Annotated in this window: 24 protein-coding genes; 3 read left to right on the top strand and 21 right to left on the bottom strand. The window is 44.5% G+C overall.

What is annotated here, in order from left to right:
* Positions 1 to 84 precede the first annotated feature (84 nt).
* From nth to KSZ58_RS07350, 10 genes are all read right to left on the bottom strand, one after another.
* The gene (nth, locus tag KSZ58_RS07395) at positions 85 to 732 is read right to left on the bottom strand and encodes an endonuclease III (RefSeq protein WP_009269183.1); all 648 of its coding nucleotides are present in this window, start codon (positions 730 to 732) and stop codon (positions 85 to 87) included.
* The gene (locus tag KSZ58_RS07390) at positions 732 to 1,268 is read right to left on the bottom strand and encodes a DnaD domain-containing protein (protein ID WP_008817363.1); all 537 of its coding nucleotides are present in this window, start codon (positions 1,266 to 1,268) and stop codon (positions 732 to 734) included. The genes nth and KSZ58_RS07390 overlap by 1 nt, the downstream gene beginning before the upstream one ends.
* A gap of 1 nt (position 1,269) precedes the next feature.
* A complete protein-coding gene (locus tag KSZ58_RS07385; RefSeq protein WP_008817364.1) occupies positions 1,270 to 1,728 on the bottom strand; it encodes a hypothetical protein in 459 nt (152 codons plus the stop codon).
* 180 nt (positions 1,729 to 1,908) lie between these two features.
* Positions 1,909 to 2,589, bottom strand: coding sequence for a 5'-methylthioadenosine/adenosylhomocysteine nucleosidase (locus KSZ58_RS07380; protein ID WP_008817365.1), 681 nt, complete (start codon positions 2,587 to 2,589; stop codon positions 1,909 to 1,911).
* Positions 2,586 to 3,299 (bottom strand): class I SAM-dependent methyltransferase, encoded by a 714-nt coding sequence (locus tag KSZ58_RS07375; RefSeq protein WP_008817366.1) that lies wholly within the window; start codon positions 3,297 to 3,299, stop codon positions 2,586 to 2,588. The genes KSZ58_RS07380 and KSZ58_RS07375 overlap by 4 nt, the downstream gene beginning before the upstream one ends.
* On the bottom strand, positions 3,296 to 3,634 hold the full coding sequence (gene rsfS / locus KSZ58_RS07370; protein ID WP_008817367.1) for a ribosome silencing factor: 339 nt from the start codon (positions 3,632 to 3,634) through the stop codon (positions 3,296 to 3,298). Before rsfS ends, KSZ58_RS07375 begins: the two co-directional genes overlap by 4 nt.
* Before the next feature lie 16 nt (positions 3,635 to 3,650).
* Positions 3,651 to 4,679 (bottom strand): nicotinate (nicotinamide) nucleotide adenylyltransferase, encoded by a 1,029-nt coding sequence (gene nadD, locus KSZ58_RS07365; RefSeq protein WP_008817368.1) that lies wholly within the window; start codon positions 4,677 to 4,679, stop codon positions 3,651 to 3,653.
* A 3-nt stretch (positions 4,680 to 4,682) separates the two neighbouring features.
* Positions 4,683 to 4,967 carry a ribosome assembly RNA-binding protein YhbY gene (gene yhbY / locus KSZ58_RS07360; protein ID WP_002608871.1) on the bottom strand — a complete coding sequence of 95 codons (285 nt, stop codon included), beginning with the start codon at positions 4,965 to 4,967 and terminating at the stop codon, positions 4,683 to 4,685.
* Positions 4,967 to 6,049 (bottom strand): GTPase, encoded by a 1,083-nt coding sequence (locus KSZ58_RS07355; RefSeq protein WP_008817369.1) that lies wholly within the window; start codon positions 6,047 to 6,049, stop codon positions 4,967 to 4,969. The genes yhbY and KSZ58_RS07355 overlap by 1 nt, the downstream gene beginning before the upstream one ends.
* Positions 6,042 to 6,566 (bottom strand): YqeG family HAD IIIA-type phosphatase, encoded by a 525-nt coding sequence (locus KSZ58_RS07350; RefSeq protein ID WP_002608869.1) that lies wholly within the window; start codon positions 6,564 to 6,566, stop codon positions 6,042 to 6,044. The genes KSZ58_RS07355 and KSZ58_RS07350 overlap by 8 nt, the downstream gene beginning before the upstream one ends.
* 151 nt (positions 6,567 to 6,717) lie before the next feature.
* Here KSZ58_RS07350 and KSZ58_RS07345 point away from each other — a divergent pair, with 151 nt between their 5' ends.
* The 3 genes from KSZ58_RS07345 to KSZ58_RS07335 all read left to right on the top strand — a co-directional run bounded on the left by KSZ58_RS07345 (position 6,718) and on the right by KSZ58_RS07335 (position 9,758).
* Complete coding sequence (locus KSZ58_RS07345; protein ID WP_008817370.1) at positions 6,718 to 7,374, top strand: TetR/AcrR family transcriptional regulator; 657 nt, start codon at positions 6,718 to 6,720, stop codon at positions 7,372 to 7,374.
* A 65-nt stretch (positions 7,375 to 7,439) separates the two neighbouring features.
* A complete protein-coding gene (locus KSZ58_RS07340; RefSeq protein WP_008817371.1) occupies positions 7,440 to 8,696 on the top strand; it encodes an MFS transporter in 1,257 nt (418 codons plus the stop codon).
* A 21-nt stretch (positions 8,697 to 8,717) separates the two neighbouring features.
* Positions 8,718 to 9,758: a M20/M25/M40 family metallo-hydrolase gene (locus KSZ58_RS07335; protein ID WP_008817372.1), complete on the top strand. Its 1,041-nt coding sequence runs from the start codon at positions 8,718 to 8,720 to the stop codon at positions 9,756 to 9,758.
* Positions 9,759 to 9,961: 203 nt separating this feature from the next.
* On the opposite strand, the gene sigK is transcribed toward KSZ58_RS07335, so the two are convergent.
* From sigK to gdhA, 11 genes are all read right to left on the bottom strand, one after another.
* Positions 9,962 to 10,690 carry an RNA polymerase sporulation sigma factor SigK gene (gene sigK / locus KSZ58_RS07330; protein ID WP_009269184.1) on the bottom strand — a complete coding sequence of 243 codons (729 nt, stop codon included), beginning with the start codon at positions 10,688 to 10,690 and terminating at the stop codon, positions 9,962 to 9,964.
* 264 nt (positions 10,691 to 10,954) lie between these two features.
* On the bottom strand, positions 10,955 to 12,007 hold the full coding sequence (locus KSZ58_RS07325) for a hypothetical protein (RefSeq protein WP_008817374.1): 1,053 nt from the start codon (positions 12,005 to 12,007) through the stop codon (positions 10,955 to 10,957).
* Entirely contained in the window at positions 12,000 to 12,653 is a 654-nt protein-coding gene (locus KSZ58_RS07320; RefSeq protein ID WP_008817375.1) for a GNAT family N-acetyltransferase, read from the bottom strand. The genes KSZ58_RS07325 and KSZ58_RS07320 overlap by 8 nt, the downstream gene beginning before the upstream one ends.
* A gap of 147 nt (positions 12,654 to 12,800) precedes the next feature.
* On the bottom strand, positions 12,801 to 13,526 hold the full coding sequence (locus KSZ58_RS07315; protein ID WP_002608862.1) for a SigB/SigF/SigG family RNA polymerase sigma factor: 726 nt from the start codon (positions 13,524 to 13,526) through the stop codon (positions 12,801 to 12,803).
* On the bottom strand, positions 13,504 to 13,941 hold the full coding sequence (spoIIAB, locus tag KSZ58_RS07310) for an anti-sigma F factor (protein ID WP_008817376.1): 438 nt from the start codon (positions 13,939 to 13,941) through the stop codon (positions 13,504 to 13,506). Before spoIIAB ends, KSZ58_RS07315 begins: the two co-directional genes overlap by 23 nt.
* The gene (locus KSZ58_RS07305; RefSeq protein ID WP_002608860.1) at positions 13,938 to 14,255 is read right to left on the bottom strand and encodes an anti-sigma factor antagonist; all 318 of its coding nucleotides are present in this window, start codon (positions 14,253 to 14,255) and stop codon (positions 13,938 to 13,940) included. The genes spoIIAB and KSZ58_RS07305 overlap by 4 nt, the downstream gene beginning before the upstream one ends.
* Positions 14,256 to 14,815: 560 nt before the next feature.
* Positions 14,816 to 16,243 (bottom strand): amidophosphoribosyltransferase, encoded by a 1,428-nt coding sequence (gene purF / locus KSZ58_RS07300; RefSeq protein WP_008817377.1) that lies wholly within the window; start codon positions 16,241 to 16,243, stop codon positions 14,816 to 14,818.
* 47 nt (positions 16,244 to 16,290) lie between these two features.
* On the bottom strand, positions 16,291 to 17,871 hold the full coding sequence (gene asnB / locus KSZ58_RS07295; protein ID WP_008817378.1) for an asparagine synthase B: 1,581 nt from the start codon (positions 17,869 to 17,871) through the stop codon (positions 16,291 to 16,293).
* 268 nt (positions 17,872 to 18,139) lie between these two features.
* Positions 18,140 to 19,861 carry an ammonium transporter gene (locus KSZ58_RS07290; RefSeq protein WP_233104358.1) on the bottom strand — a complete coding sequence of 574 codons (1,722 nt, stop codon included), beginning with the start codon at positions 19,859 to 19,861 and terminating at the stop codon, positions 18,140 to 18,142.
* 14 nt (positions 19,862 to 19,875) lie between these two features.
* Positions 19,876 to 21,972 (bottom strand): glutamine synthetase III, encoded by a 2,097-nt coding sequence (locus KSZ58_RS07285; RefSeq protein WP_008817380.1) that lies wholly within the window; start codon positions 21,970 to 21,972, stop codon positions 19,876 to 19,878.
* A gap of 114 nt (positions 21,973 to 22,086) precedes the next feature.
* Positions 22,087 to 23,421 (bottom strand): NADP-specific glutamate dehydrogenase, encoded by a 1,335-nt coding sequence (gene gdhA / locus KSZ58_RS07280; protein WP_008817381.1) that lies wholly within the window; start codon positions 23,419 to 23,421, stop codon positions 22,087 to 22,089.
* Positions 23,422 to 23,442 lie beyond the last annotated feature (21 nt).

The raw sequence follows: 23,442 nt of genomic DNA, 5'->3' as shown, positions 1-23,442 counted from the left end.
CAGCAATGCCGTTAGCTTGCCATGTCTCATTATACTTCCATAGTATTTCATCTTATTCAAAAAAACGACCCGCAATGGATCGTTTTATGACTTTTTGGAATTTCGATATGCTTCCAGCTTATCCTTTTTACAAAACTCCTTAAACGGACATTCCTCGCATTTCGGATTTCGTGCCGTACAGAAATATCGTCCGAAGAAGATAAACAGATGATGTGCCCGGTTCCAGCGTTCCCGCTTCAGCTTACGCTTCAGCTTCTGTTCTACGACCTCCACACTGTCCTGCACCTTGGCAAGCCCCAGTCGCTTGGAAATACGTTCCACATGCGTATCCACCGCAATGCTGGGGATATCAAAGCAGACGCTGCGAACAACATTGGCAGTCTTACGACCAACCCCTGCCAGAGAGGTCAGCTCCTTCATGCTTTCCGGCACAACGCCGTTAAAGGATTCCAGCAGTGATCTGCTGAGGTTCTGAATAGAGCGCGCCTTGTTGCGGTACAAGCCGATTCTGCGAATCTTATCCTCAATGTCATGTATATCTGCCTCCGCCATTGCCTGCGGCGTTTTAAAGGCTTCAAACAGGGCGGGCGTTACTTTATTGACTGCAGCGTCTGTCGTCTGTGCTGACAATACAACAGCTACCAGCAATTCAAATGCATTCCTGTGCTCCAGCTCACAATGGGCATCGGGGAACATCTCTTCCAGAATATCCAGAATTTCGTCCGTTGTCATCAGCGCTCTCCCCCTTCGTATTTCTCAGCAGTCATACCGCGGTTTTTCCATTCCACCAGTATACGCTCTATGTAATCAAAGCTTTTGTGATCGTAGGTCAGCGCTTCGCGCAGCGCATAACAGATCAGCTTCTGCTCATAGTCCTTCAGCCAGTCGGCCATGCGCTGCAGCTCCATCTGTGACAGCGGTCTGCCAAACTCCGATTCAAACAGATCGAATAAGGACTGATCAAACGCCAGACTTTTTTCACTGTTATCCGCAAAAACGCCATCGATATTAAACAGGATTTTCCCATTCTGAAACTGCAGAGCCAGATACCCCTTGGCACTTAAATGAGAAAGGATATCATCAATTTCATCGGAATCCTTCTTCAGCTTATCTGCCAGAATACCGTGTGTGATCGGTATCTGATGCTCATTCATAAAATCAATCATCAGCACCACCATCGTCTCCTCAATGGTTAGACTCAAATCCTTTAAATGATCCAGAATCCAGTCCCTGCGGTTAATAAAGCGTTCATTCCACCACTTCTCCATATTAAGCCTCTCCCTTTTTCAGAAAATACACTTCCTTCAGACTGTCATAATCCAGCAGAATCTGTCCTGCAGAGCATTCTACAGCATACACCGGATTATCATATCCATATCCCAGTGCAACCTGTATATCCTTTGCACCATAGCGCTTCTGCACCTCCTGCTTTACCTTATCCGTCTGATCCGTATCCTTTTTTCTGGATACGATCGCCTTCCCCTTATCATTAAACCAGACATAATTATCCGCATCCTCTCCCACATAGGTAATGTAATAGAAGGCATCACGATGCAGGTTTTTTATTTCCTTATAAGTATCGCGGATGGCACTCATCTGTTCATCAATTTTTTCTTCGTATTTACGCGATGGTCCACTGATAAAGATCGAGGATTCCACAAGCAGTACAATCAGCAGTACAGCAAGCAAACCAATACTTACCGCCAGCGATTTTCCATTGATTTTCATTGCGTACCTCCTTTACACTTCTGTCTTTTATTATACACAATTTTAGAGGATTTGTCTTGAAAAAACCTTTGCAGATTTAGAAACAGCTGCAAACTCACTCCGCCTTATCATTATATCAGAAATCGCAATCTATGCCCACGCAACGGATAAAATTGTAAGAAAAAAGACGGGTTTTCCGTCTTATGCCATGCACTTCATCAGCTCCCTGCAGAAGCTTGCACTGCGTGAGGAGGCATGCTCTACATAGGTCATGAAATCCATATGGGAGTCCTTACTGTGTGCTACATCGGAAAGTGAGCGCAGGACGACAAAGGGGATATGATAATGAGCGCATACCTGAGCAATCGCACCGGCTTCCATCTCCGCACAGACTGCATCCGGAAACAGCTCGTTCAGCCGTTGCAGCTGCGCTTCCCGGGCAACGAACTGATCTCCACTTGCCACCAGACCGCGATGCACCACAACGCCCAGCTTGTTCAATGCCTGCTCGCACATGTCACCAAGATCCTGGTCCGCTTCAAAATACAGACCGATTCCATCAGCTCCATCCACAGGACTCGTATCGTAATCGTGCTGAACGACCTGTGTACTGATAACGGCATCCAGAATATTCTGCTGCACCTGCAGACCTCCGGCCGTCCCGATGTTGACGATACAATCGATTGAAAAATTCTCCAGCAGAATCGTCGTTGCCATACCGGCATTTCCTTTACCGACACCGCTTTTCATCACAAGCAGCTCTTTGCCCGCCAGTATTCCCTTATCAAAGTCAATTCCGCTTTTCATCAGATGCTCATGACTTTCCATAATGGATACGATTGCATCTACTTCCTTATCCATTGCTGCAATCACTGCAATCATTGTATACCTCCCGCTTTCCTGCAGATATAAAACTGCTTTTCTCCCTCACAGATTCCCGCCTGTGTAAAATCCGTATAGACCTCCACCTGAAAACCGGCGTTTTTCAATTCCGCAAGAATCCAGGCAGGCTCATAAACTCTTTGCTCATGCTGCTCCAGTGTCACACGACCCTCGCTGTCATAAAAAGCAAAATTCTGATAGATCCGGTCATCCTCACTGGCAATGGTCCACTGGTACTCCAAATCCTTAACATGTCCTGCTTCATTGTATTCCTCTGCAAATTCCTCCAGGCGATCCATGGAATGCATATCTACAAGAAAAACACCGTTATCACGCAGATGCCGGTAAGCGCCCTGAAACAACGCACGCACCTGCTCGTCCTTTAATAGATAATTGAAGCTGTCGCACAGACAAAGGATACCGTCATAGCTTTTATCCGTATGCAGATCACACATATCCATGACACTCCATGACACCTGCTCGCTGCCATCCTTCTTCTTTGCTTCTTCAATCATGGCAGCAGAAAGATCACTCGCATCAACGTGGTAGCCCTCCTGTGCAAGAGCGATTGTAATTTCCCCGCTCCCGCAGGCCAGCTCCAGCAGCTCTGTCCCCCTGATATGCGCCTTGATCAGCTCCACCCAGCAGGCAGTTGCCTCATCATCCTTAACCAGCGCATCATAGACATGTGCCAGCAGCTCATACATCATAGGGAGAAATCCTCATGCGGCAGATCGGCATACAGCTTCTCCAGCTGAAAATGGTCACGCTCCTCATTCATGAATACATGAACGACGATGCTGTTCAAATCCACCAGCACCCAGCGGGATTCACTGTTTCCTTCCATCGCACGAATTTCGTATCCGTTTTCACGAACACGGTCCTTGATATTATCGGCAATCGCATGTGTCTGCCGTACACTCGGCGCACTGCAGATCACAACGTGATCAATAAAGGGATTCAGCTCGTGGAAATCATATAACAGCGCCCTCTCCCCCTTTTTTTCATCAATTGCCTTTTGTACAATACTTAATAATTCATCCATATAGTAGCTCCTTACCTTATTTCAATGTGCCTTCTTTTCTCAGATAAGCCTCCTGCTGCTGCTTCACAACACGGTAGCCCTCCCGCAGACTTTTCCTGCTGATTTCTATTTCCCGACGGGAATCATAACCGCGCGAGGGATCCAGCTTATCGGCGATAAACAGAATACGGTCAAAATCCGTACGATTCCTTCCCTTCACATGATGATATATCGCCTGCAGGATACGGCGGTCACGGATATGAAACACCTTATTTACATAATCCGCTCCGATATAGCCATGCCATATAGCGGCTGCTTCCTCCAGGTGATCCGGCATATGTGCACGCATCCAGGCCTTCGCTTTCTCATACGGAAGCTGCTTGCATACATCGTGTGCAATTCCCATAATATAGGCAGCCCTGGTATCCAGACCATGAGCCTGCGCCAATTCGACACACAGCTGTGCGACCGATTGGCTGTGAAGATAGCGATGCTCGTTCATTTGCTCTTTCACCATGCTTTCCAGATACAGCGCATGCAGCCCCATATACGCACGAACCGCTTCGGGTACCTGATACAGCTTATGCCCCTTGCGGATTTCGCTGCTGGATACCGGAATCAGCTGCATGACGACCCGCTGAAGACCAGCGGGCAGTTGTTCAGTGTGCTGCTCTCTTGAAAACACATAAAAGGGCAGCTGCTGCTTCAGATCCTCACTGTCTTTCCATCGGTCAAACTGCCTTGCCTGATCATCCCCGATCAGCCAGCAGAAGGAATGCTTTGGATAGCGCTTTTTCAGCTCCTTCACCGTACGTATGGAATAGGAGACACCCTCAAGCTCATGCTCCAGCGTGCACAGCTTCATATGCCGGTATGGCCTGATGGCAAGAGCTACCATAGCCGCACGATCCGAAAAGGAGGCAGCCTGCGTTTGCTTTAACGGCGTTGCTGCACTCGGCATAAACCACACCTCATCCACGCGCAGCTGCTTCAGTGCCTGCTTTGCAATCTGCAGATGTCCGTTATGTATCGGATCAAAGGCTCCGCCCAGTACCGCGATCCGCATATACTATAACCCCAGCTTATTTTTCTTGCTTCGCCGATACAGCGTAAAGGTACGCCCGATCACCTGCACCACCTCGCTGTGTGTTGCAGCACTGATGGTAACGGCAGCTTCATTTGCCGTTATCGCACAGGTCTTTAAAAGCGATACCTTGACCAGCTCATGCGCCTCCAGTGAATCGGATATCGTCTTGATCAGATTTTCACTGATTGCATCCTTCCCCATCTGGAAGAGTGGTTTTCTTGTCTGCGCAATCCCGCGCAGCTCACTTTTCTGTTTTCCTGTTAACATTATATCATCGCCTTTCTAAACGTTACATTGCCCTGCTGTGCCACATAGACATCCACGGAAGCCACATCACCACGGATACAGAACCAGCCTAAGCCATGGATTACGACATCCAGCTTATGCTCCTGCACATGTCCATACGAAAATTTTTTCATATGCTCTCTTTCTCCAATCACCGGAGTAAGGATTTCATCATAATGCTGTGCCCACAATACATCCGCTTTTTCCTGCTTGCTGCGGTGCAGCGGCAGCCTTTCCGAAAAATAGGCAACACAGCTGACCTGTTCACACCCGATCAGATCCAGTCGGACAAGACCGCCCAGCGACAGTGTCTGATTGCCCTTCAGCTGATAGCCTCTGGCCTTTAAGGGCTTTAACGGAATCACCGTTTTCAGCAGCCCATCATCCACATGCGTCAGCAGGGAATCCATACGGGTCAGTCCCGGTGTGTCATAAAGCTGATAGCCCTCCATCGCAATGGAATTGAAATCCAGCGTAGTACCCGGATGCCGTGAGGTTGTCAGATCAACTCCATCACAGATGGCATTCAGCAGAGTGCTCTTTCCGGCATTCGCCATGCCCATGACAACAACATCACGCCCCTTACGGTAATGTGCAATCGCCGCACACACCTCATCGACGGATGCATTATCCTCACGCCGGGCATGTGCAGCCAGATCTCCGCAGACCACAATTCCCTGAACAAGGATTCCCTCTTCCTTTAAACGGCGCAGCAAAAACTGTGAAAGCTTCTCATTGCCCAGAGTTGCAGGAAGCAGATCGCGCTTGGTCGCCACCATAAGGATATCCTTACCCAGCAGATGGCGGTTGATACCCGGCAGCAGATTGGATTCAAAATCAAACAGATCAACCACCCAGACCACAAGCGCATCCATGGCGTTGATCTTCTGCAGTACAGCATCACTGTCAATGCCCTGCTTCATACTGATGACCACATCATCATAATGCCGGATACGGAAGCAGCGCTGACAATAGTCTGCCTCCATTTTCGGTGTATATCCGATTGCGGCGGCATCACTGCTCTGCAATACGACACCGCAGCCCTTACATATCTTATTACTCATCATACTCTCCTTTACGAAGCCGCCCTGTTATTTGCAGCAGCCGAAATACGATATTTTCAAAAAAACGATTAAACTTTGTGAATGACAAATCCCTGGTCACCACAGGTGCTGTCAGAACCGTATGCAGCCCCATCAGATTGGCTCCCAGAATATCCGTCATCAGCTGGTCCCCAACCACAGCGACCTCCTTCTTATCAACGCCCTGCTCCTTCAGCATTCTCCGGTAGGTTTTCGGCAGCGGCTTCATAGCGAACGGATAACAGTCCGCCTGCAGTCCCTTCGCAAAGGTTTCAACGCGTTCCTCCACGTTGTTACTGATAAACACGACCCGGATTCCCGCCTCCTGCATGCCGCGTATAAACTGTACAGCCTTTTCATCGGGTAGTGCCACATCATGCGGCACCAGCGTATTGTCGATATCACAGACGAGCAGGCGAATACCATGCTCCAACAGATACTCCGGGCGCAGAGCCGAAAAGCTATGGATATAATAATCGGGAGTAAACAGCTTCAACATCCTCATTTCTCCTATCTTTCGCATAAATCATATCTATTTTATCATATTTCCCTCTCACTTCAAACTGATTTTTCTCATGCAGGCTTTACATGTCACTTCCGATATGATAGGATATATACATACCAAACGTATGTATGATAAAGGAGGAGCTATGGCACGCAATAAATACCCGCAGAGAACCGTGGAGAAAATTCTGGAGGTTTCTCTGGCGCTCTTCAATGAGAAGGGCTATGAGAAAACAACGATACAGGACATCGTCAATGCCCTCGGTATGAGCAAGGGCGCCATCTATCATCACTTTAAATCCAAGGATGAAATTATCGAAGCACTGAGTGAGCGCTGCTATCATGGAGATGCCCAGATGGAGCTGCTCCGAAATGCCAGTGATAAGACCGGCATCGAAAAGCTTCGTGCCATTATTTACCGACAGATTCAAAATGAAGAAAAGAAGCAGATTGACACCATATCCATCAATCTCTGGAAGAATCCGAAAATTTTCATGAGCGGTATGGCAGAGAATTTGAGTGTCAATTCCCAGATTGTGGAACGCATTCTGAAGGAAGGAATGGAGGATGGCAGTATTCGCAGTCAGGATCCGCTGTGTGCCGCACAGGTGCTGATGCTGCTGTTGAATTACTGGATCTGTTCCCCCATCGTTTTAAAGGAGCTGGATGCGATACCGGCAAAGGTCGCCTACTTCCGCACGCTGTGTGATTCCATGGGCATACCGGTCATCGATGAGCCTCTCGAGCAGGAGCTGACAAGCTATTTCCGCATCCTTGCACAATCCATGCATGAGCTACCCTGACGGGTAGTTTCTCTTAATCAACATACATACCGTCGTTTGGTATCATAAAGAAAGGATGTTCCCTTATGAAAGCTTTCAATCGTAATTTTATACTCATGATCATCGGACAGATCATTTCCCTGTTCGGCAACGCAATTCTGCGTTTTTCCTTGTCTCTCTATGTATTGCAGGTTACCGGCAGTGCATCCATATTTGCGACCATACTGGCGGTTTCCATACTTCCGACCATTCTGCTATCCCCCTTCGGCGGTATTCTGGCGGATCGTGTAAGCAGAAGAAGCATCATGCTCAGTCTTGATTTTCTGACCTCCTTCCTCATCTTCGGCTTTTCCATGGTAAGCACAAGGGGGTTCAGTATTGTGCTGGTTGCCATACTCATGATCTCATTGTCTATCATACAGGCATTCTATCAGCCCTCCGTACAGGCAAGCATTCCGCTGCTTGTTTCTGAGAATCAGCTGATGCAGGCAAACGGCATTGTTGTACAGATCAATGCACTGGCAACCCTGCTCGGACCTATTTTGGGCGGCTTTCTGTTTTCCTTCCTGCCGTTTTCCCTGTTACTGAATATTTCCGGAACTGCCTTCTTTCTATCCGCCATCCTGGAATGCATCATGCGTATCCCCTTTCAGCGTGTGGCAACAGATGGATCCATGCTCTCCATCATACGCAGTGACTGTCGCCAGAGCCTGCACTTTCTGCGGCATGATAATCCGACCCTCCTTCATCTGTTACTGCTCTTAGCGGGATTGAATCTGGTTCTTTCCAGCTTTATCACCGTCGGTCTGCCTGTCATTTCCAATATCACCCTGCAGCTTCCGCCAACCTTCTATGGCTGGCTGGAAGCCGCAACCGGTATCGGCTCCATTGCCGGCAGCATTGCACTTCCGTTCTTTTTAAAGCGGGTGGATATGTCCGGTGCATGGCGCTTTCTTTTGAGCGGCAGTCTGTTTCTGCTCCCGATGGCGCTGGTTTTATTCCTGCATACCCCGGTATATATCGCATATGCCTGCATCTTTGCATCCAGCATCTGCATCATGCTGTTTGCGGCCTTATTCAATATCTACGCGCAGACCTTCCTGCAGAAATCCACACCGAATCAGCTTCTGGGAAAGGTGGCATCCATGGTCACCATGGTCGTCATGTGCTCCTACCCGATCGGTCAGTCCCTGTACGGCATTCTGCTGGAAACCTTTGCGACAAGAGTGGATCTTCTGATCCTGTTTGCCTGCATTGCCTCCCTGATCATTTCTCTCCTCAGCAGAAATGCATTAAAAACGATTGGAAATGATTGTGAAAAGGAGGCTGTCCTGATACAATAAAAACGTTTAAGGAGGCATATCATGGAATATCATGTAGAAGAAACAACGATAGAGGCACTGACAAGGATGCTGATTGAAACACCGAGTCCGGTCAGCTATTATGAGGAAATTCATCCGCTGATGGAACGCCTTGCAAAGAAGTATGGACATACACTTACGTATGACCGCAAGCGCACCGCTTATATCCGGGTGGAGGGAGAGGATACGACAAAAACGGTTTGTGTCGGTGCTCACCTGGATACCATCGGCCTGATGGTTCGCCATATCAACGATAACGGAACACTGGCTTTACGCAATCTGGGAGGCATCAACTACAACAATATTGAAGGCTGCAGCGTTCAGGTGCATACACGGGATGGAAACACGATCACCGGTCTGCTTGCCTGCACATCGCATTCCACCCATGTGTTTGATGATGCGAGAAGCGCCGTTCGCGAGGAATCCAATATGATGGTCATTCTGGATGAGCTGGTACACAGCAGTGATGAGGTGCGCGCACTGGGGATTGAGCATGGAGACATCATTTCCATCGATCCGGATTATCGATTTACAAAAAGCGGCTTCATCAAGTCCCGCTTCATCGATGACAAGGCGGCAGTGGCAGCCGTGTTTGCAGTGCTGGAGGATTTACAGAAAACCGGCAGAAAGCCGCAGTATACCACGTTGTTCGCTTTCCCGCTGTATGAGGAAATCGGGCACGGCGGCGCCTATCTGCCACAGGAGGTCAGTGAGTATGTCGCATTGGATATCGGCCTGATCGGTCCGGATTACTGCGGCAGTGAAACCAAGGTGAGTATCTGTGCAAAGGATAACTACACCCCCTATGATAGAGCACTGACAACAAAGCTGATTCACCTTGCAGGGGATCAGAAGCTGGATTACAGTGTGGATGTGTTTTATCATTATGGCACCGATGCCAGTGCGGCGATACGTGCAGGGAACAATGTGTATGCTGCAGCATTCGGTATGGGCTGCTTTGCATCCCACGGCATGGAGCGCTGTCATATTCAAAGCGTTGTGCAGACGGCTAAGCTGCTGTATGCCTATCTGCTGAGTAAATAGAAAGCAAAGTTCCTCTCAAAAGAAAAAAAGCAATGCGCACAGCATTGCTTTTTGTATACATCCGACAGCAGACTACTATGCGTCCCTGCCTGCAATTTTTTTAATACTGCATACCGTTTCGCTGCAATGCGTGCACATGATCCAGTGCATCCGCCAGTTCTTGCAGCAGCCTCAGATAGCGAAGAATCAGAAGCTGTTTTGACCTACTCCTTCTCCTTGTTTTGACGCAGACGCTCCTTGCGTTTTTCTTCCTTTTGAAACTCCCGGTAAATTTTCATAAAGGCACGCTTTTCGATTCGGGAAACATAGGAGCGTGAGATATGCAGCTGTCTGGCGATTTCCCGCTGTGTTTCCTCCTCCTGCCCGTACAGACCAAAGCGCTTGGTGATAATTTCAAGCTCTCTTGCATCCAGAACATGGATATAACGTTTTAAACGCGCGATGTTATCCTCCACGATCATATCATCGATAATGCTGCTATCCTCCGGTGAGGAAATGGCATCAATCAGAGTTATCTCACTGCCATCCTTGTCTGTGGCAATCGGTTCGTTTAATGAAACGTTTTGAAAATAGTTTTTACTGCTGCGCAGATACATCAGGATTTCATTTTCAATACATTTGGAGGCATAGGTTGTCAGCTTATGTCCCTTCTCCGGCTTAAAGGAATCCACTGCCTTAATGAGTCCGATGGTACCGATGCTGATCAGATCCTCCGTTTGTTCCTTTTTGATATCATATTTCTTTACGATGTGAGCAACCAGACGCAGATTGTGTTCAATCAGCTTGTTTCTGGCTTCCTCATCGCGCTCACTCAGCAAGGAGATACAGCGCGCCTCCTCCTCCTTGTCCAGCGGCTGCTGAAAGGAATTGCTGCGGATGTAGCCCACATAGCATAACGCATTGGAAAGCACTTCATATATTGTTGTAAACATACGATCACCTGTTACCAGTATATGGAAGCAGACGCTGTTTTATGTTAAGAAAGTGACGGAAGGAAAACCGGCACCTGTCCTCCTACCCGACAGCTTGAAAAAGCAGTGATTTCTATATGCCTTTCATACTGCCAGCTTCTGTCCCGTATTTCCTCACGTGATGTTTTCAGACCCTGCAATCCTGCATAACCGCTTTAACCTGTGCCATAACTGTAAAAGCATACAATACATCCCCAAGGCTTCAAAAAAGGTCCCCTGTGGGACCTAGTCTTCCAAAAAGGAATGATAATAAATTTTAAACTTCATCTTTTCATTGATTTTTTCCAATGCAATCGCAAAGCCGTCACGGTCGAACACCGCAAGATCAATATAGGAATAATACATACCGATGGCACCGCCCATCGTACGCGCAATGGACATCGGATACAGAAGGTCATTGATTTCTTTTTCCAGCTGCTGCCGGACAAGAGCTTCCTTTTCATCCTCATACAGCTTTTCATAATACAGATAGCCGTATTCTCCACCCTTATCGGCAAAATCCTTGCAGGTCGCATACTCCTTATTCAGGACCTCCTCCTGCAGCTGCGGATTGGTGGTGACAATCAGCTTCATATCCCGGCGCAGAGTTTCACTAACCGGCTTTTCATCCAGCTTATAGGCCATATAGATGGATAAGGGATCATGATATTCCATCCACTCCTGATCGATGATAATATCACAGAGATCCTCATAGAGATTGGGCAGCAGGCAGACATTTTCCTCATCGATTTCCGCATCCAGGATTTCTACGCGGGAAATACGTGCTTCAAATTCCAGCTCTCCGATAAACAGCTCCAGCATATAGGCAACAATGCTTTCCTTATTGGTTTCCTCCAGTCCCTGTAGCGCTGCACAGTAAACCTTCAGCTCTACTGTTTTAGATTCCTCTTCAATTGTATAATATACCTTAAAATCCGCACCGCGAACTGTTTGGCCGTTCAGCTGCAGATAACTGTTCAATGCACGCTCACTCAAAGGCGGACGGAAGGCATTGATGATCCAGTTTTCACTGAGCTGCTGCGGAGCATCCTTTTTTAGCAGTGCGCTGCAAAGCTGTGCGGTTTTATCGCCGCCGGTTGCAAATGTCATCTCAAAAAAACCGGTTTCACTCATTTCCACTTCCAGCTTACAGCCGCATACGGTCTTCAGCTGTTCATTAATATCATTGAGCAGATGCTCATATTCATGACGGTCCTGCTCACGTAAAGCGGTTTCCAGCGGCTGCTGGATTGTCAGAAAATAGCTCCAGAAATTGTGCACACGATGTTTACTATTCATTCAGATTCTCCTCTCGAATGCATTTTCGCATAAGATTATACTGATGGATGTCATGATCGGGATGTGTGATTTCACTCATCAGCACAAAGCCCGCCCTATAGTAAAGGGAAAGGTTTTCCGCATGATGCGTTTCCATTGTGACATCCTTGCCGATTTCCTGCGCATGAACAAGCAGCGCTTTCAGCATGGCAGAGCCGATGCCGGTTCCGCGCAGCTCTTTTGCTGTGAAAAACAAATCCAGATGCAGGTAATCACCCTGTACGAATTCCTGAATCCAGCGGCTGGTAAACATATCCCAGCATTCGATGACATGCCGTATGCTTTTTACAGACCGCAGTCCTGCCAGCATGGGAATCATTTTCAAATTCAGCCAGAGCAGCTGCAGATGATACTGCAGCGGCTGTTCCAGAGTGGAATCCCATACCACCATGACACTTCTGCATTCTGCACTATCCGCCAGAAAATGACAGTATGGCTTCAATGCCTTTACATAGTGGCGAAACAGGTAGCGCAAGGTCTTTAAACGGGTTCTGTCATCCATGAATACCGTCTTATATAAATCGTCGTCGTAAAAATTTTCTGCAAGCTGCTCATGCAGCGAAGCAATCTGCTCGTCATTCATCAGATAAAATTCAGATAACGGCATACTTACACATCCATTCTTTTTTCGAACTCATATTATAGCATGTTTTTTCACACGGCACAAGAAAGTAGAAGCGTACAGGCAGGAATGCAGAGTGAAGCATTTGATTTCCACCGGCAGATTTAAACAATTCTGTGCTATAAAAAAGCATCAGGCAACTGCCAGACGCTCCTTCAGCTTCTTGATAATCTTTTTTTCCAGCCTGCTGACCTGGACCTGAGAAATATTCAGCTTCCGTGCTATCTCCTCCTGCTTCATGGACAGATCATAGCGATAATGCAGCAGCAGCTGTTCCCGCTGATCCAGCTTCTGAATTTCATCACGCAGAGAAACCTTCATGACGACATCCTCTTCCTTTTTATTGGAAACCTTGTCCTCCAGCAGAATCGGAGAGCCGTCATTTTCATAGATCGTTTCATCCAGTGAATAAATGAACTGGTTTGCTTCAAAGGCCAGTATGACATCCGCCACATCCAGCTCCATTGCATCGGCAATCTCCTGATAGGTCGGCTCATGATTCAGCTTCTGCAGCAAAACCTCCTTGGCTTTCACCATTTGCAGATAGCCTTCCTTCAGACTTCTGGAAATACGGATACTGCCGTCATCACGGAAAAACCGCTTGATTTCTCCCATGATAATGGGAACCGCATAGGTGGAAAATTTCACCTCATAGCTGGTATCGAAATTATTTAACGCCTTCATCAGACCGACACAGCCGATCTGAAACAGATCCTCATTCGATATCCGCTGTCGGGAAAACCGTCGGATAATCGAATAGACAAGCGCGCTGTTCTGTTGAACAAAGCAGCTTTTCGCTTCTTCATCCCCCAATCGGATCCGTTCAATCAGCTCCTCATTGCTCGCTGTCTTTTCCATGATGGATTCTTTTCTTTATCGTGACAAGCGTTCCCTTTCCCTTTTCTGATTCAATATGGAAATCATCCGCAAAGGTCTGCATGATCGTCATTCCCATGCCGCTTCGCTCCATATGCTTTTTACTCGTATATAATGGCTGCATTGCCAGCTGCAGATCATCAATGCCGCAGCCCTCATCCTGAACCGTCATATGTATGAATTCCTCATCATAGGATATCTGTAATACGATTGTTCCGTTCTCTCTGCTCTCATAGCCGTGTATCATGGCATTGACAATTGCCTCTGCCAGCATCGTCTTGATTTCCATAATCGCTTCCATATCCAGATTCAGCGGCATCAGGAAAGCTACCGCACTCGTTCTGGCAAATGCCTCATTTTCCAGTCTGCTTACAAATTCCAGTTTCATCGTATTCATAGCTTTACCTCATTTCTCTCATGTTTCATGATCTGGAAGATCCCGGACATCTTAAACAGCGTCTGGTTCACTCTGGACAGATTGCATAAAATAAGCTGGGCATGCAGCTTCTGCAGCTGCTTGTAGCGTGCCAGGACAAAGCCGATGCCGGTGCTGTCCACAAAGGTGACCTCTTCAAAATCAAGCTTTACCGTTTTGGGCTGATATTTTTCTATCAGGTCGATGCAGATCTGCTTGAGATTGCAAACGGTAAGGTTATCCAGATCCCCGTAAAAATAAAAGTAAAGGATACCGTCAATATACTGATGTTTCATGTTTCATCCCTCCGGCCATCATCTTACCACGTTTTCATTTGCCTTTGGGGATATTCGACAAAGCATCCGGAGGTTCGACAGAATAAACTTTATCCTTCGTGCATAAGGACGAAGCTTGCTGTTTACAGGAAGCCTTTATCGAGAATCATTTCTGCCATTTCACAAAACAGATATGCTAAAGCCCCGATGTCATTAAGTTACATAGATAAGAGAAATGTATTAGAAAAATAGAATGCATTTTTATCTCCATGCTATCAAAACCCCAACATATCCAATGCGTTCATTAAACAAGCTGAATCTTACTTGTAAATTGTTATGTTGCTTAAGAATCTGTTTCTGTCCTTCCTCTGTAAAAACAGCTGCAGCACCTTTTGAATATACGATTGCCTGCAATAACATCGGCATCTACACTGGCCAGATAAGCAGGTTCCATGATTATAATTCCCACTCTGATGAATACTTTCATTCTCCATAATAGTATAGGTAGTCATTCCCTAAACCATGCATTACGCAGTATCAATATCAGCTATCCTTGTTATGAATGCAAACTGTTCCTTTCCCTATCCGGAACAGATTTTTTCTGATAACTTTCCTTCAAAACGATCTTTTCGAAGATCCTTCGGTATATTTGTCGGATACTCTCCATTAAAGCATGCTGCACAATATTCAGTTCCCTCTACCAATCTGCCTAATTTTTCAATCGGTAAGTATCCAAGAGAATCTACACCTAGGATTTCCTCTATTTCCCGTATGTTATGATGACAGGCAATCAGATTCTCTTCTGAATCAATATCTGTACCATAATAGCAGGGATGTAAAAATGGCGGTGCGGAAATTCTCATATGTATTTCTTTTGCGCCGGCATCTTTGAGTAGTTTTACAATACGTTTACTGGTTGTACCTCTGACAATGGAATCATCAATCAATACAACTCTTTTACCTTCTATAACATTTTTAACGGGGCTTAATTTTATTCTTACTTGATCTAGACGTTCATCCTGACCCGGAGAAATAAAGGTTCTACCAATATATTTGTTTTTTATTAAACCGATTCCATATGGTATTTTAGATGCATTTGCATAACCTAATGCTGCCTCCATGCCACTATCAGGAACTCCGATCACAACATCTGCATCTACAGGATAACTTTCTGCCAATAATTCACCGGCTTTACACCTTGACAATGATACCGAAATAGTATCTATTACAGAGTCCGGTCTGGCAAAATAAATATATTCAAAGATACAGGTCTTTCTCTTTTCTTTATTGCAGTGTTCTTTTCGAGATACGACATTTTCCTTACTAAAAACAACAATTTCTCCTGGGAGAACATCTCTTATGAAGACTGCTCCTACTGCAGATAATGCACAGCTCTCTGAAGCAACTACATACCTCCCATCCATCATCTTTCCATAGCATAACGGTCTGAATCCATGTGGATCTCTTGCCGCAATTAATTTGGTAGAAGACATTAGCACCAATGAATAAGCACCTTCCAAAGAATTCATTGCTTTACTTACCGCTTCTTCTATACTGGAAACCTTAAGTCTTTCTCTTGTAATAACATAAGCAATTGTCTCAGTATCACTTGTGGTATTAAAAATTGCACCGGATAGTTCTAATTTATCTCGAAGTTCCAATGAATTGCTCAGATTTCCATTATGTGCTATCGCCATTTTTCCCCTCTGATGATTTACTTCCATGGGTTGAGTATTACTACGGGTAGTTCCTCCTGTTGTTCCATATCTTACATGGCCGACCGCCATATTTCCTTTCGATAAACTTGATAGTGTATCTTTCGAAAATACCTCACTCACAAGTCCCAAATCCTTATATGATGAAAATACACCGTCGTCATTTACAACAATCCCACAGCTTTCCTGCCCCCGATGCTGTAGTGCATATAAACCATAATAAGCAATGTTTGCAACATTTTCCCTTTTAGTGCCAAAGATTCCAAACACGCCACATTCCTCATGTATCGCCATTCATTCATCTCCTTATTTCTATAAGCGCACATCATATCTGTCTTTTTCTAAATTCCGCTATCACCATAGTTAGAAAGAACTCTTGCCGATGGATCATTTACATGACAGCCGTCCCATTCTTTATTCGGCATCCAAAAGTCTACGATCATTTTGCTTTGTCCCGTATAATACTCTTCAAATATCTCACGGTATAGTAAAGATTCTTTTGTGAATGGCTGCGCATGATCATAGTTCTTACACTTGTCCTTAAACTCTGTATCTGTATATATTTCTTCAGCATATGCTTTCAGGTAATCAACCATAGAGTGTCCTACCGCATCTGAAAATGCAGCTTTTTCTCGCCACAGGATTTCATCAGGAAGATAATCTCCATCTTCGAAAGCATGACGAAGCAAATATTTTCCCTTTCCATATCGATTCATTTTCAGCTTGGGATCGATAGACATTACATACTTTACAAAATCTATATCCCCAAACGGGACCCTTGCTTCCAGAGAATTCACAGAGATACAGCGATCAGCTCGGAGCACATCATACATGTGGAGTTCTTTTATTCTCTTCTGTGATTCTAGTTGAAAAGCTTCCTCATCTGGCGCAAAATCTGTATATTTGTATCCGAATAATTCATCTGAAATTTCACCTGTTAATAAAACTCTGATATCCGTCTTTTCATGAATCGCTTTACATATCAGATACATTCCTATCGAAGCCCGAATCGTAGTAATATCAAAAGTACCCAATACATATATCACGGTTCTAAGCGATGCAATTACATCATCCGGTGTCATAAAAATCTCAGTATGATCACTTCCGATATGATTTGCCACCTGCTTTGCATATCTCAGGTCTATAGCATCTTCACGCATGCCTATTGCAAAAGTCTTGATTGCATCTTTCCTTTTTTTAGCTGCAATTGCACAAACTAAGGAAGAATCCAGTCCCCCTGAAAGTAAAAAACCAACTTTTGCATCTGCTACAAGACGTTTTTCCACACCTGAAACTAACTTTTTACGAATATTTCTACATACTTTTTCCAAATCATCTTCACAAACTTTTGCAGCTGTTGAAATATCCAGGTAACATATAAATTTCCCATCCTTATAATAGTGACCGGGAGGAAACGGCATGATATTTTCAACTATACCCACTAAATTCTTTGGCTCACTGGCAAAGATAATAGCCTCCTGCTTATCATAACCATAATATAATGGCCGTATACCGATCGGATCTCTTGCTGCGATATATTCTTCACGTTCCCCATCATAAATGATGCATGCAAATTCCGCATCCAGCATGGCAAACATAGCCGTACCATATTCCTTGTACATGGGCAAAATTATTTCACAATCTGAATCACTCTTGAATTCATACTTTCTTGACAGCCTGCTTCTAAGTTCCTCAAATCCATATATTTCTCCATTGCAAACAGCGTAACTTTTATCTGACTGAAAAGGCTGCATACCGGCGTCATGAAGCCCCATGATTGCCAAACGGTGAAAACCCAAATACCCCTTACCGGTATCAATCACTCTACTGTCATCAGGTCCCCTTGAAATCGTTGCCTCAAATCCTTTCATAAACGTATCATAGGCAGCACTGCGACTGCAATAACCCATTATAGAACACATATTTTTTCCTCCAAAATCAGTTTCAGCATTCTATAGGGCAAGTGCTGAACTCGCTGTGCCACCTATATTTTTTCTCATTTTCCAAGTCTTCAACAAGACTAGTTCCTTTACGCATAACGAAACGGCGCACCTACTAAGAATATCTTTTCAGATTGCAGCTCGAAAAGTGTTATTCGCATAGGCTCCACTATATGGCTCTCACTATCCCATACTCGCTGTGAGCAATCACCTATGTTACTTCTCTTTTCTCAAACGCTTTTATTTATTTTTAATCTATATCCTGAAGAGCATCGACCCCTTCTTCACCGGTACGAATCTTTACAGCATTCTCTACATCATAGACAAAAATCTTACCATCTCCGATGTGTCCTGTATAAAGTACTTTTTTCGCTACATCAATTACACTTCTTACCGGTATTTTACTTACTACGATATCCACTTGAACCTTCGGAAGTAGGGTAGTTTCTACCTGAACACCTCTATAATATTCCGGTTTCCCCTTCTGTACACCACATCCCAGTACATGGGAAACTGTCATTCCTTTAATACCGAGGTTCATCATAGATGTCTTTAATGCCTCAAGCTTATGTTCCTTACAGATAATTGCAATTTTTGTAATCTTAGGCATTCCATCAAGAAGACTCGGCATCTTTTTTACTTCAACCGCCTCGGCAACAGGAACACCTTGCGCCACCATTACCGGCTCATCACCGTCTTCTTCACTTATATCAGGAAGCATTGCATATCCTGCATAGGCGGTAAGCAAACCATGTTCTGAAATATCCAGACCTGTAAGCTCATCTTCTTTATCAGCTCTAAGTCCAAGCGTGTGTTTGATAACAAGAAACACAATGGTAATGACAATTGCCACATATGCTGTTACCGATATTACACCTAATGTCTGAACCTGAAAGAAATGTAAACCACCTCCATAGAATAAACCTTTTTCAGTAGTAACGCCTGTTGCGAATAATCCGGTTAGAACCGTACCCACTGCTCCGCAGACACAATGAACGGATACCGCACCAACAGGATCATCAATTTTAACAACCTTATCAAAAAATTCTATTGATAATACTACTAAAATACCACATACGATACCGATACCGGCTGCTCCCACTGAGGAGACGGCATCACAACCTGCAGTTACACCAACTAGACCAGCAAGGGCTGCATTGTAAGTCATTGATACATCCGGTTTCTTATATCGTACCCAGGTAAAAATCATAGTAGTACAACAAGCCACTGCTGCGGCTATGTTTGTATTGAAAAATACACGTCCTGCGGTTTCCATTAATGCATCACTATCCATACCGGCAGTAGATGCACCATTGAAACCAAACCAACAGAACCAAAGAATAAATACACCAAGAGCCGCAAATGTAATGTTATGTCCTAAGATTGCTTTTGGCTTACCATTCTTATCATATTTACCGATACGTGGTCCTAGAATAGCAGCTCCGATCATTGCACAGACCCCCCCCAACATATGGACTGCGGTTGAACCTGCAAAATCATGGAATCCAAGCTCTGATAGCCATCCCCCACCCCAGATCCAATGTCCGGAAACAGGATAAATCAACAATGAAATGGCAGCAGAGTAAATACAATATGCACTGAATTTTGTTCTCTCTGCCATGGCTCCGGAAACAATGGTCGCAGATGTTGCACAGAACACGGTCTGGAAAATTGCAAAAGCCCAAAGCGGCACACCCGATGGAAGTATATGGCCGTAATCTCCTTTGATAAGGGGATCAAATGATCCCACGATACCGTTTCCTGCACCAAACATAATGCCAAATCCTACTAACCAAAATGCAGGTGTACCTATACAGAAATCCATTAAATTCTTCATAAGAATATTACCTGTATTTTTAGCTCTGGTAAATCCTGCCTCACAGAGTGAAAAACCCGCTTGCATAAAGAATACCAATGCAGCTCCACCAAGTACCCAAATCGTGTTCACCGGACTATATAACATAATTTTCATCCCTCTTTCTTTATTTATTTCACACTAAACAAAATATCCCCATAGGAAGGATACGGCCAATATTCCTTTGATGTAAGCATTTCCGCTTCATCACAAGCAATCCTAAGCTCGCTCATCTTTCTTAGTATCTCATCTCTAATCATGACAGATTCTTCTATGATTCCTCTGACATCCTGAATTTCCACAAGAGAGGTCTTTAGCTCATCAACAGCCATGTCAATCTTGTCTGTAAGGATAGATAACTTTTTTACTAAACCTGTTTCATATGCACATGGAATAGAATCATCAAAACTTTTCTTTATGGAAGCATTTTTCGCCAGACTTGCGGTAAATTTTTCAACCGCCGGAGCAATGGAGCATTTTGCCATTACCACCATAGTGTTTGCCTCAATAATAACGGTCTTACAGTAGTTATCAAGCATGATTTCCATTCTTGATTCCAATTCTCTTTCAGTAAATACTTTATGAGATATAAGCATATCCACATTTTTTTTATCCATTAAATGTGGCATGCAATCCGCTGTTGTACAGTAATTCAAAAGTCCTCTCTTTTCTGTAGCTTCCTTGATCCAATTGTCATCATATCCATTGCCATTGAAGATGATCCTCTTGTGATCCTTAATGGTTTTCTTAATCATTTCATGAAGTGCTGATTCAAAATCTTCTACACCTTCTAATCGGTCCGCATAAATCTTCAAAGACTCCGCGACTGCCGCATTCAACATAATATTTGCACAAGCTATGCTGTTTGATGAGCCAAGCATACGGAATTCGAATTTATTACCGGTAAAGGCAAATGGTGATGTTCGATTACGATCTGTCGTATCTTTTGTAAATCTAGGAAGTACACTTACTCCCAGTTTCATCTTCGTTTTTCCGGCTGCTATATATGGTGCATCTGTTTCGATTGCTTCTAAAATCGCATTCAGTTCATCACCTAAAAACATCGATACTACAGCAGGAGGAGCCTCATTGGCGCCTAATCTGTGATCGTTTTCCGCTGTTGCGACAGAAATACGAAGTAAATCCTGATAATCATCGACTGCCTTGATAACTGCACATAGAAATAATAGGAATTGTGCATTTTCATATGGCGTTTCCCCCGGTGAAAGAAGATTCACACCGGTATCTGTTGCAAGGGACCAGTTATTATGCTTACCGGAGCCATTCACTCCTGCAAAAGGCTTTTCATGAAGTAAACAAACCAAACCATGTCTGATAGCAACCTTTTGCATAATCTCCATGGTAAGCTGATTGTGATCAGTAGCAATGTTTGTTGTAGTATAAATAGGCGCTAATTCATGCTGTGCCGGAGCCACTTCATTATGTTCGGTCTTTGCGAGAATTCCTAACTTCCATAGCTCATCATTTAAATCCTCCATGAATGCCGCAACCTTCGGCTTAATGACACCAAAGTAGTGGTCATCCATTTCCTGTCCCTTTGGAGGCTTTACACCGAAAAGTGTTCTACCTGTATATTGAAGATCCGGGCGCTTATCAAACATCTCCTTAGTAATCAAGAAATATTCCTGTTCCGGCCCTACCGAAGTACGCACATATTTTACATCCTCATTTCCGAATAAACGTAAAATCCGAAGAGCCTGCTTATTCAGTGCTTCCATAGAACGAAGTAATGGAGTTTTCTTATCCAAGGCTTCCCCACCATAAGAACAGAATGCAGTAGGAATACATAATGTCTTACCCTTAATAAATGCATAAGATGTAGGATCCCATGCAGTATATCCTCTTGCTTCGAAAGTTGCTCGAAGTCCTCCGGATGGAAACGATGATGCATCAGGCTCTCCCTTAATCATTTCTTTTCCTGAAAATTCCATAATAACTCCACCATCCGGTGAAGGACTTATAAAGCTATCATGCTTTTCTGCGGTAATTCCGGTGAGAGGCTGAAACCAGTGTGTGTAATGAGTAGCTCCATTTGCCACTGCCCAATCTTTCATGGCGTCAGCTACCGCATTTGCCACGCTGATATCCAACCGTTCTCCTCCATCAATCGTTTTCTTCAATGACTGATATACTTCTGCAGATAAAGTTGCTTTCATTACCCTATCATCAAACACCAGACTACCAAAATACTCCGAAACATTCTTCATAATGTTTTCCTCCTTTTCTATCTGTCCTTCTTTTATACTATTTATCATAAAAGAAAGGCGTCTTACATGCTGTATATGCATGAAAGACGCCTTTGCCTTTACTTCTTATATAATTTATACAATACCTTGTGCACTCATGGCATCTGCAACTCTTTCAAATCCGGCAATATTCGCGCCTAATACATAATTCCCCTTTGCTCCATATCTTTCTGCAGCATCCGATATATTATGACATATGGTTACCATGATATCTTTTAATTTAGAGTCCACTTCTTCAAATGACCAGCTCATTCTCATACTGTTTTGAGACATTTCCAAAGCAGATGTTGCAACACCGCCAGCATTCGCTGCCTTACCCGGGGCAAAAATAACATCATTATTCTGTAAATATTGAGTAGCTTTTAGTGTGGTAGGCATATTTGCACCTTCACATACAGCTAAACAGCCATTTGCTACCAACTGTTTTGCATCTTCCAACGTAAGTTCATTCTGAGTTGCACACGGTAGTGCCAAATCTACCTTTACAGACCATACACCACGACCTTCATGGTATTCTGAATTCGGGCGATAACTCTTATATTCCGATAGTCTTGCTCTCTTAACTTCCTTGATTTCCTTAAGAACTCTAACATCAATCCCGTCGGCATCATATACCCATCCGGTAGAATCACTTACTGTCACGACCTTCGCCCCTAATTGCAGCGCTTTTTCTATAGCATAGATTGCAACATTTCCTGAACCGGAAACCGCAACTGTCTTTCCTTTAAGTGAAATGCCATTTAGCTTCAACAATTCCTCAGTCAAATATAATAAACCATAACCTGTAGCTTCGCTTCTTGCCAAAGATCCACCATAGCTTAAACCTTTTCCAGTAAGAACCCCCTCATATACTCCGCGAATTTTCTTATACTGACCAAACAAATAACCGATTTCTCTCGCACCGGTACCGATATCCCCTGCCGGAACATCCGTATCTGCGCCTATGTACTTGCAAAGCTCTGTCATAAAACTCTGACAAAATGCCATGATTTCTCGATCTGACTTCCCCTTAGGATCAAAATCAGAACCACCCTTACCACCACCAATCGGTAAACCTGTAAGTGCATTTTTGAAAATTTGTTCAAATCCCAGAAACTTAATGATACTTAAGTTTACAGAACGATGCAGTCTAAGACCTCCTTTATATGGTCCGATTGCACTATTAAACTGAACACGGTACCCGGTATTAACTTGAACTTGTCCCTTATCATCTATCCAAGGTACTCTGAATATAATCTGTCTCTCGGGATGAACCAGACGCTCAAGTAGGGCATCCTTTCGATACTTTTCTTCATTTGCATCTACCACAACTCTTAAAGACTCCAGTACCTCTTTCACAGCCTGATGGAATTCCGGCTCAGCAGGATTCTTTTTTACTACGTGTTCAATCACTTCATCAACATATGTCATACCATGTTTCTCCTCTCTTAC

The organism is Erysipelatoclostridium sp. DFI.2.3 (assembly GCF_019132535.1).
Taxonomy (GTDB): Bacteria; Bacillota_I; Bacilli_A; order Erysipelotrichales; family Erysipelotrichaceae; genus Clostridium_AQ; species Clostridium_AQ innocuum.
This window is presented reverse-complemented; position numbering and strand designations above follow the sequence as displayed.

Coding starts and splice junctions, on each gene's coding strand:
- nth (WP_009269183.1), bottom strand. CDS start 732: ATGACAACGGACGAAATTCTGGATATTCTGGAAGAGATGTTCCCCGAT.
- KSZ58_RS07390 (WP_008817363.1), bottom strand. CDS start 1,268: ATGGAGAAGTGGTGGAATGAACGCTTTATTAACCGCAGGGACTGGATT.
- KSZ58_RS07385 (WP_008817364.1), bottom strand. CDS start 1,728: ATGAAAATCAATGGAAAATCGCTGGCGGTAAGTATTGGTTTGCTTGCT.
- KSZ58_RS07380 (WP_008817365.1), bottom strand. CDS start 2,589: ATGATTGCAGTGATTGCAGCAATGGATAAGGAAGTAGATGCAATCGTA.
- KSZ58_RS07375 (WP_008817366.1), bottom strand. CDS start 3,299: ATGATGTATGAGCTGCTGGCACATGTCTATGATGCGCTGGTTAAGGAT.
- rsfS (WP_008817367.1), bottom strand. CDS start 3,634: ATGGATGAATTATTAAGTATTGTACAAAAGGCAATTGATGAAAAAAAG.
- nadD (WP_008817368.1), bottom strand. CDS start 4,679: ATGCGGATCGCGGTACTGGGCGGAGCCTTTGATCCGATACATAACGGA.
- yhbY (WP_002608871.1), bottom strand. CDS start 4,967: ATGTTAACAGGAAAACAGAAAAGTGAGCTGCGCGGGATTGCGCAGACA.
- KSZ58_RS07355 (WP_008817369.1), bottom strand. CDS start 6,049: ATGAGTAATAAGATATGTAAGGGCTGCGGTGTCGTATTGCAGAGCAGT.
- KSZ58_RS07350 (WP_002608869.1), bottom strand. CDS start 6,566: ATGTTGAAGCTGTTTACTCCCGATTATTATATCCATAGCTTTTCGGCT.
- KSZ58_RS07345 (WP_008817370.1), top strand. CDS start 6,718: ATGGCACGCAATAAATACCCGCAGAGAACCGTGGAGAAAATTCTGGAG.
- KSZ58_RS07340 (WP_008817371.1), top strand. CDS start 7,440: ATGAAAGCTTTCAATCGTAATTTTATACTCATGATCATCGGACAGATC.
- KSZ58_RS07335 (WP_008817372.1), top strand. CDS start 8,718: ATGGAATATCATGTAGAAGAAACAACGATAGAGGCACTGACAAGGATG.
- sigK (WP_009269184.1), bottom strand. CDS start 10,690: ATGTTTACAACAATATATGAAGTGCTTTCCAATGCGTTATGCTATGTG.
- KSZ58_RS07325 (WP_008817374.1), bottom strand. CDS start 12,007: ATGAATAGTAAACATCGTGTGCACAATTTCTGGAGCTATTTTCTGACA.
- KSZ58_RS07320 (WP_008817375.1), bottom strand. CDS start 12,653: ATGCCGTTATCTGAATTTTATCTGATGAATGACGAGCAGATTGCTTCG.
- KSZ58_RS07315 (WP_002608862.1), bottom strand. CDS start 13,526: ATGGAAAAGACAGCGAGCAATGAGGAGCTGATTGAACGGATCCGATTG.
- spoIIAB (WP_008817376.1), bottom strand. CDS start 13,941: ATGAATACGATGAAACTGGAATTTGTAAGCAGACTGGAAAATGAGGCA.
- KSZ58_RS07305 (WP_002608860.1), bottom strand. CDS start 14,255: ATGAAACATCAGTATATTGACGGTATCCTTTACTTTTATTTTTACGGG.
- purF (WP_008817377.1), bottom strand. CDS start 16,243: ATGGCGATACATGAGGAATGTGGCGTGTTTGGAATCTTTGGCACTAAA.
- asnB (WP_008817378.1), bottom strand. CDS start 17,871: ATGTGTTCTATAATGGGTTATTGCAGTCGCAGTGCTGCCTATGATACG.
- KSZ58_RS07290 (WP_233104358.1), bottom strand. CDS start 19,861: ATGAAAATTATGTTATATAGTCCGGTGAACACGATTTGGGTACTTGGT.
- KSZ58_RS07285 (WP_008817380.1), bottom strand. CDS start 21,972: ATGAAGAATGTTTCGGAGTATTTTGGTAGTCTGGTGTTTGATGATAGG.
- gdhA (WP_008817381.1), bottom strand. CDS start 23,421: ATGACATATGTTGATGAAGTGATTGAACACGTAGTAAAAAAGAATCCT.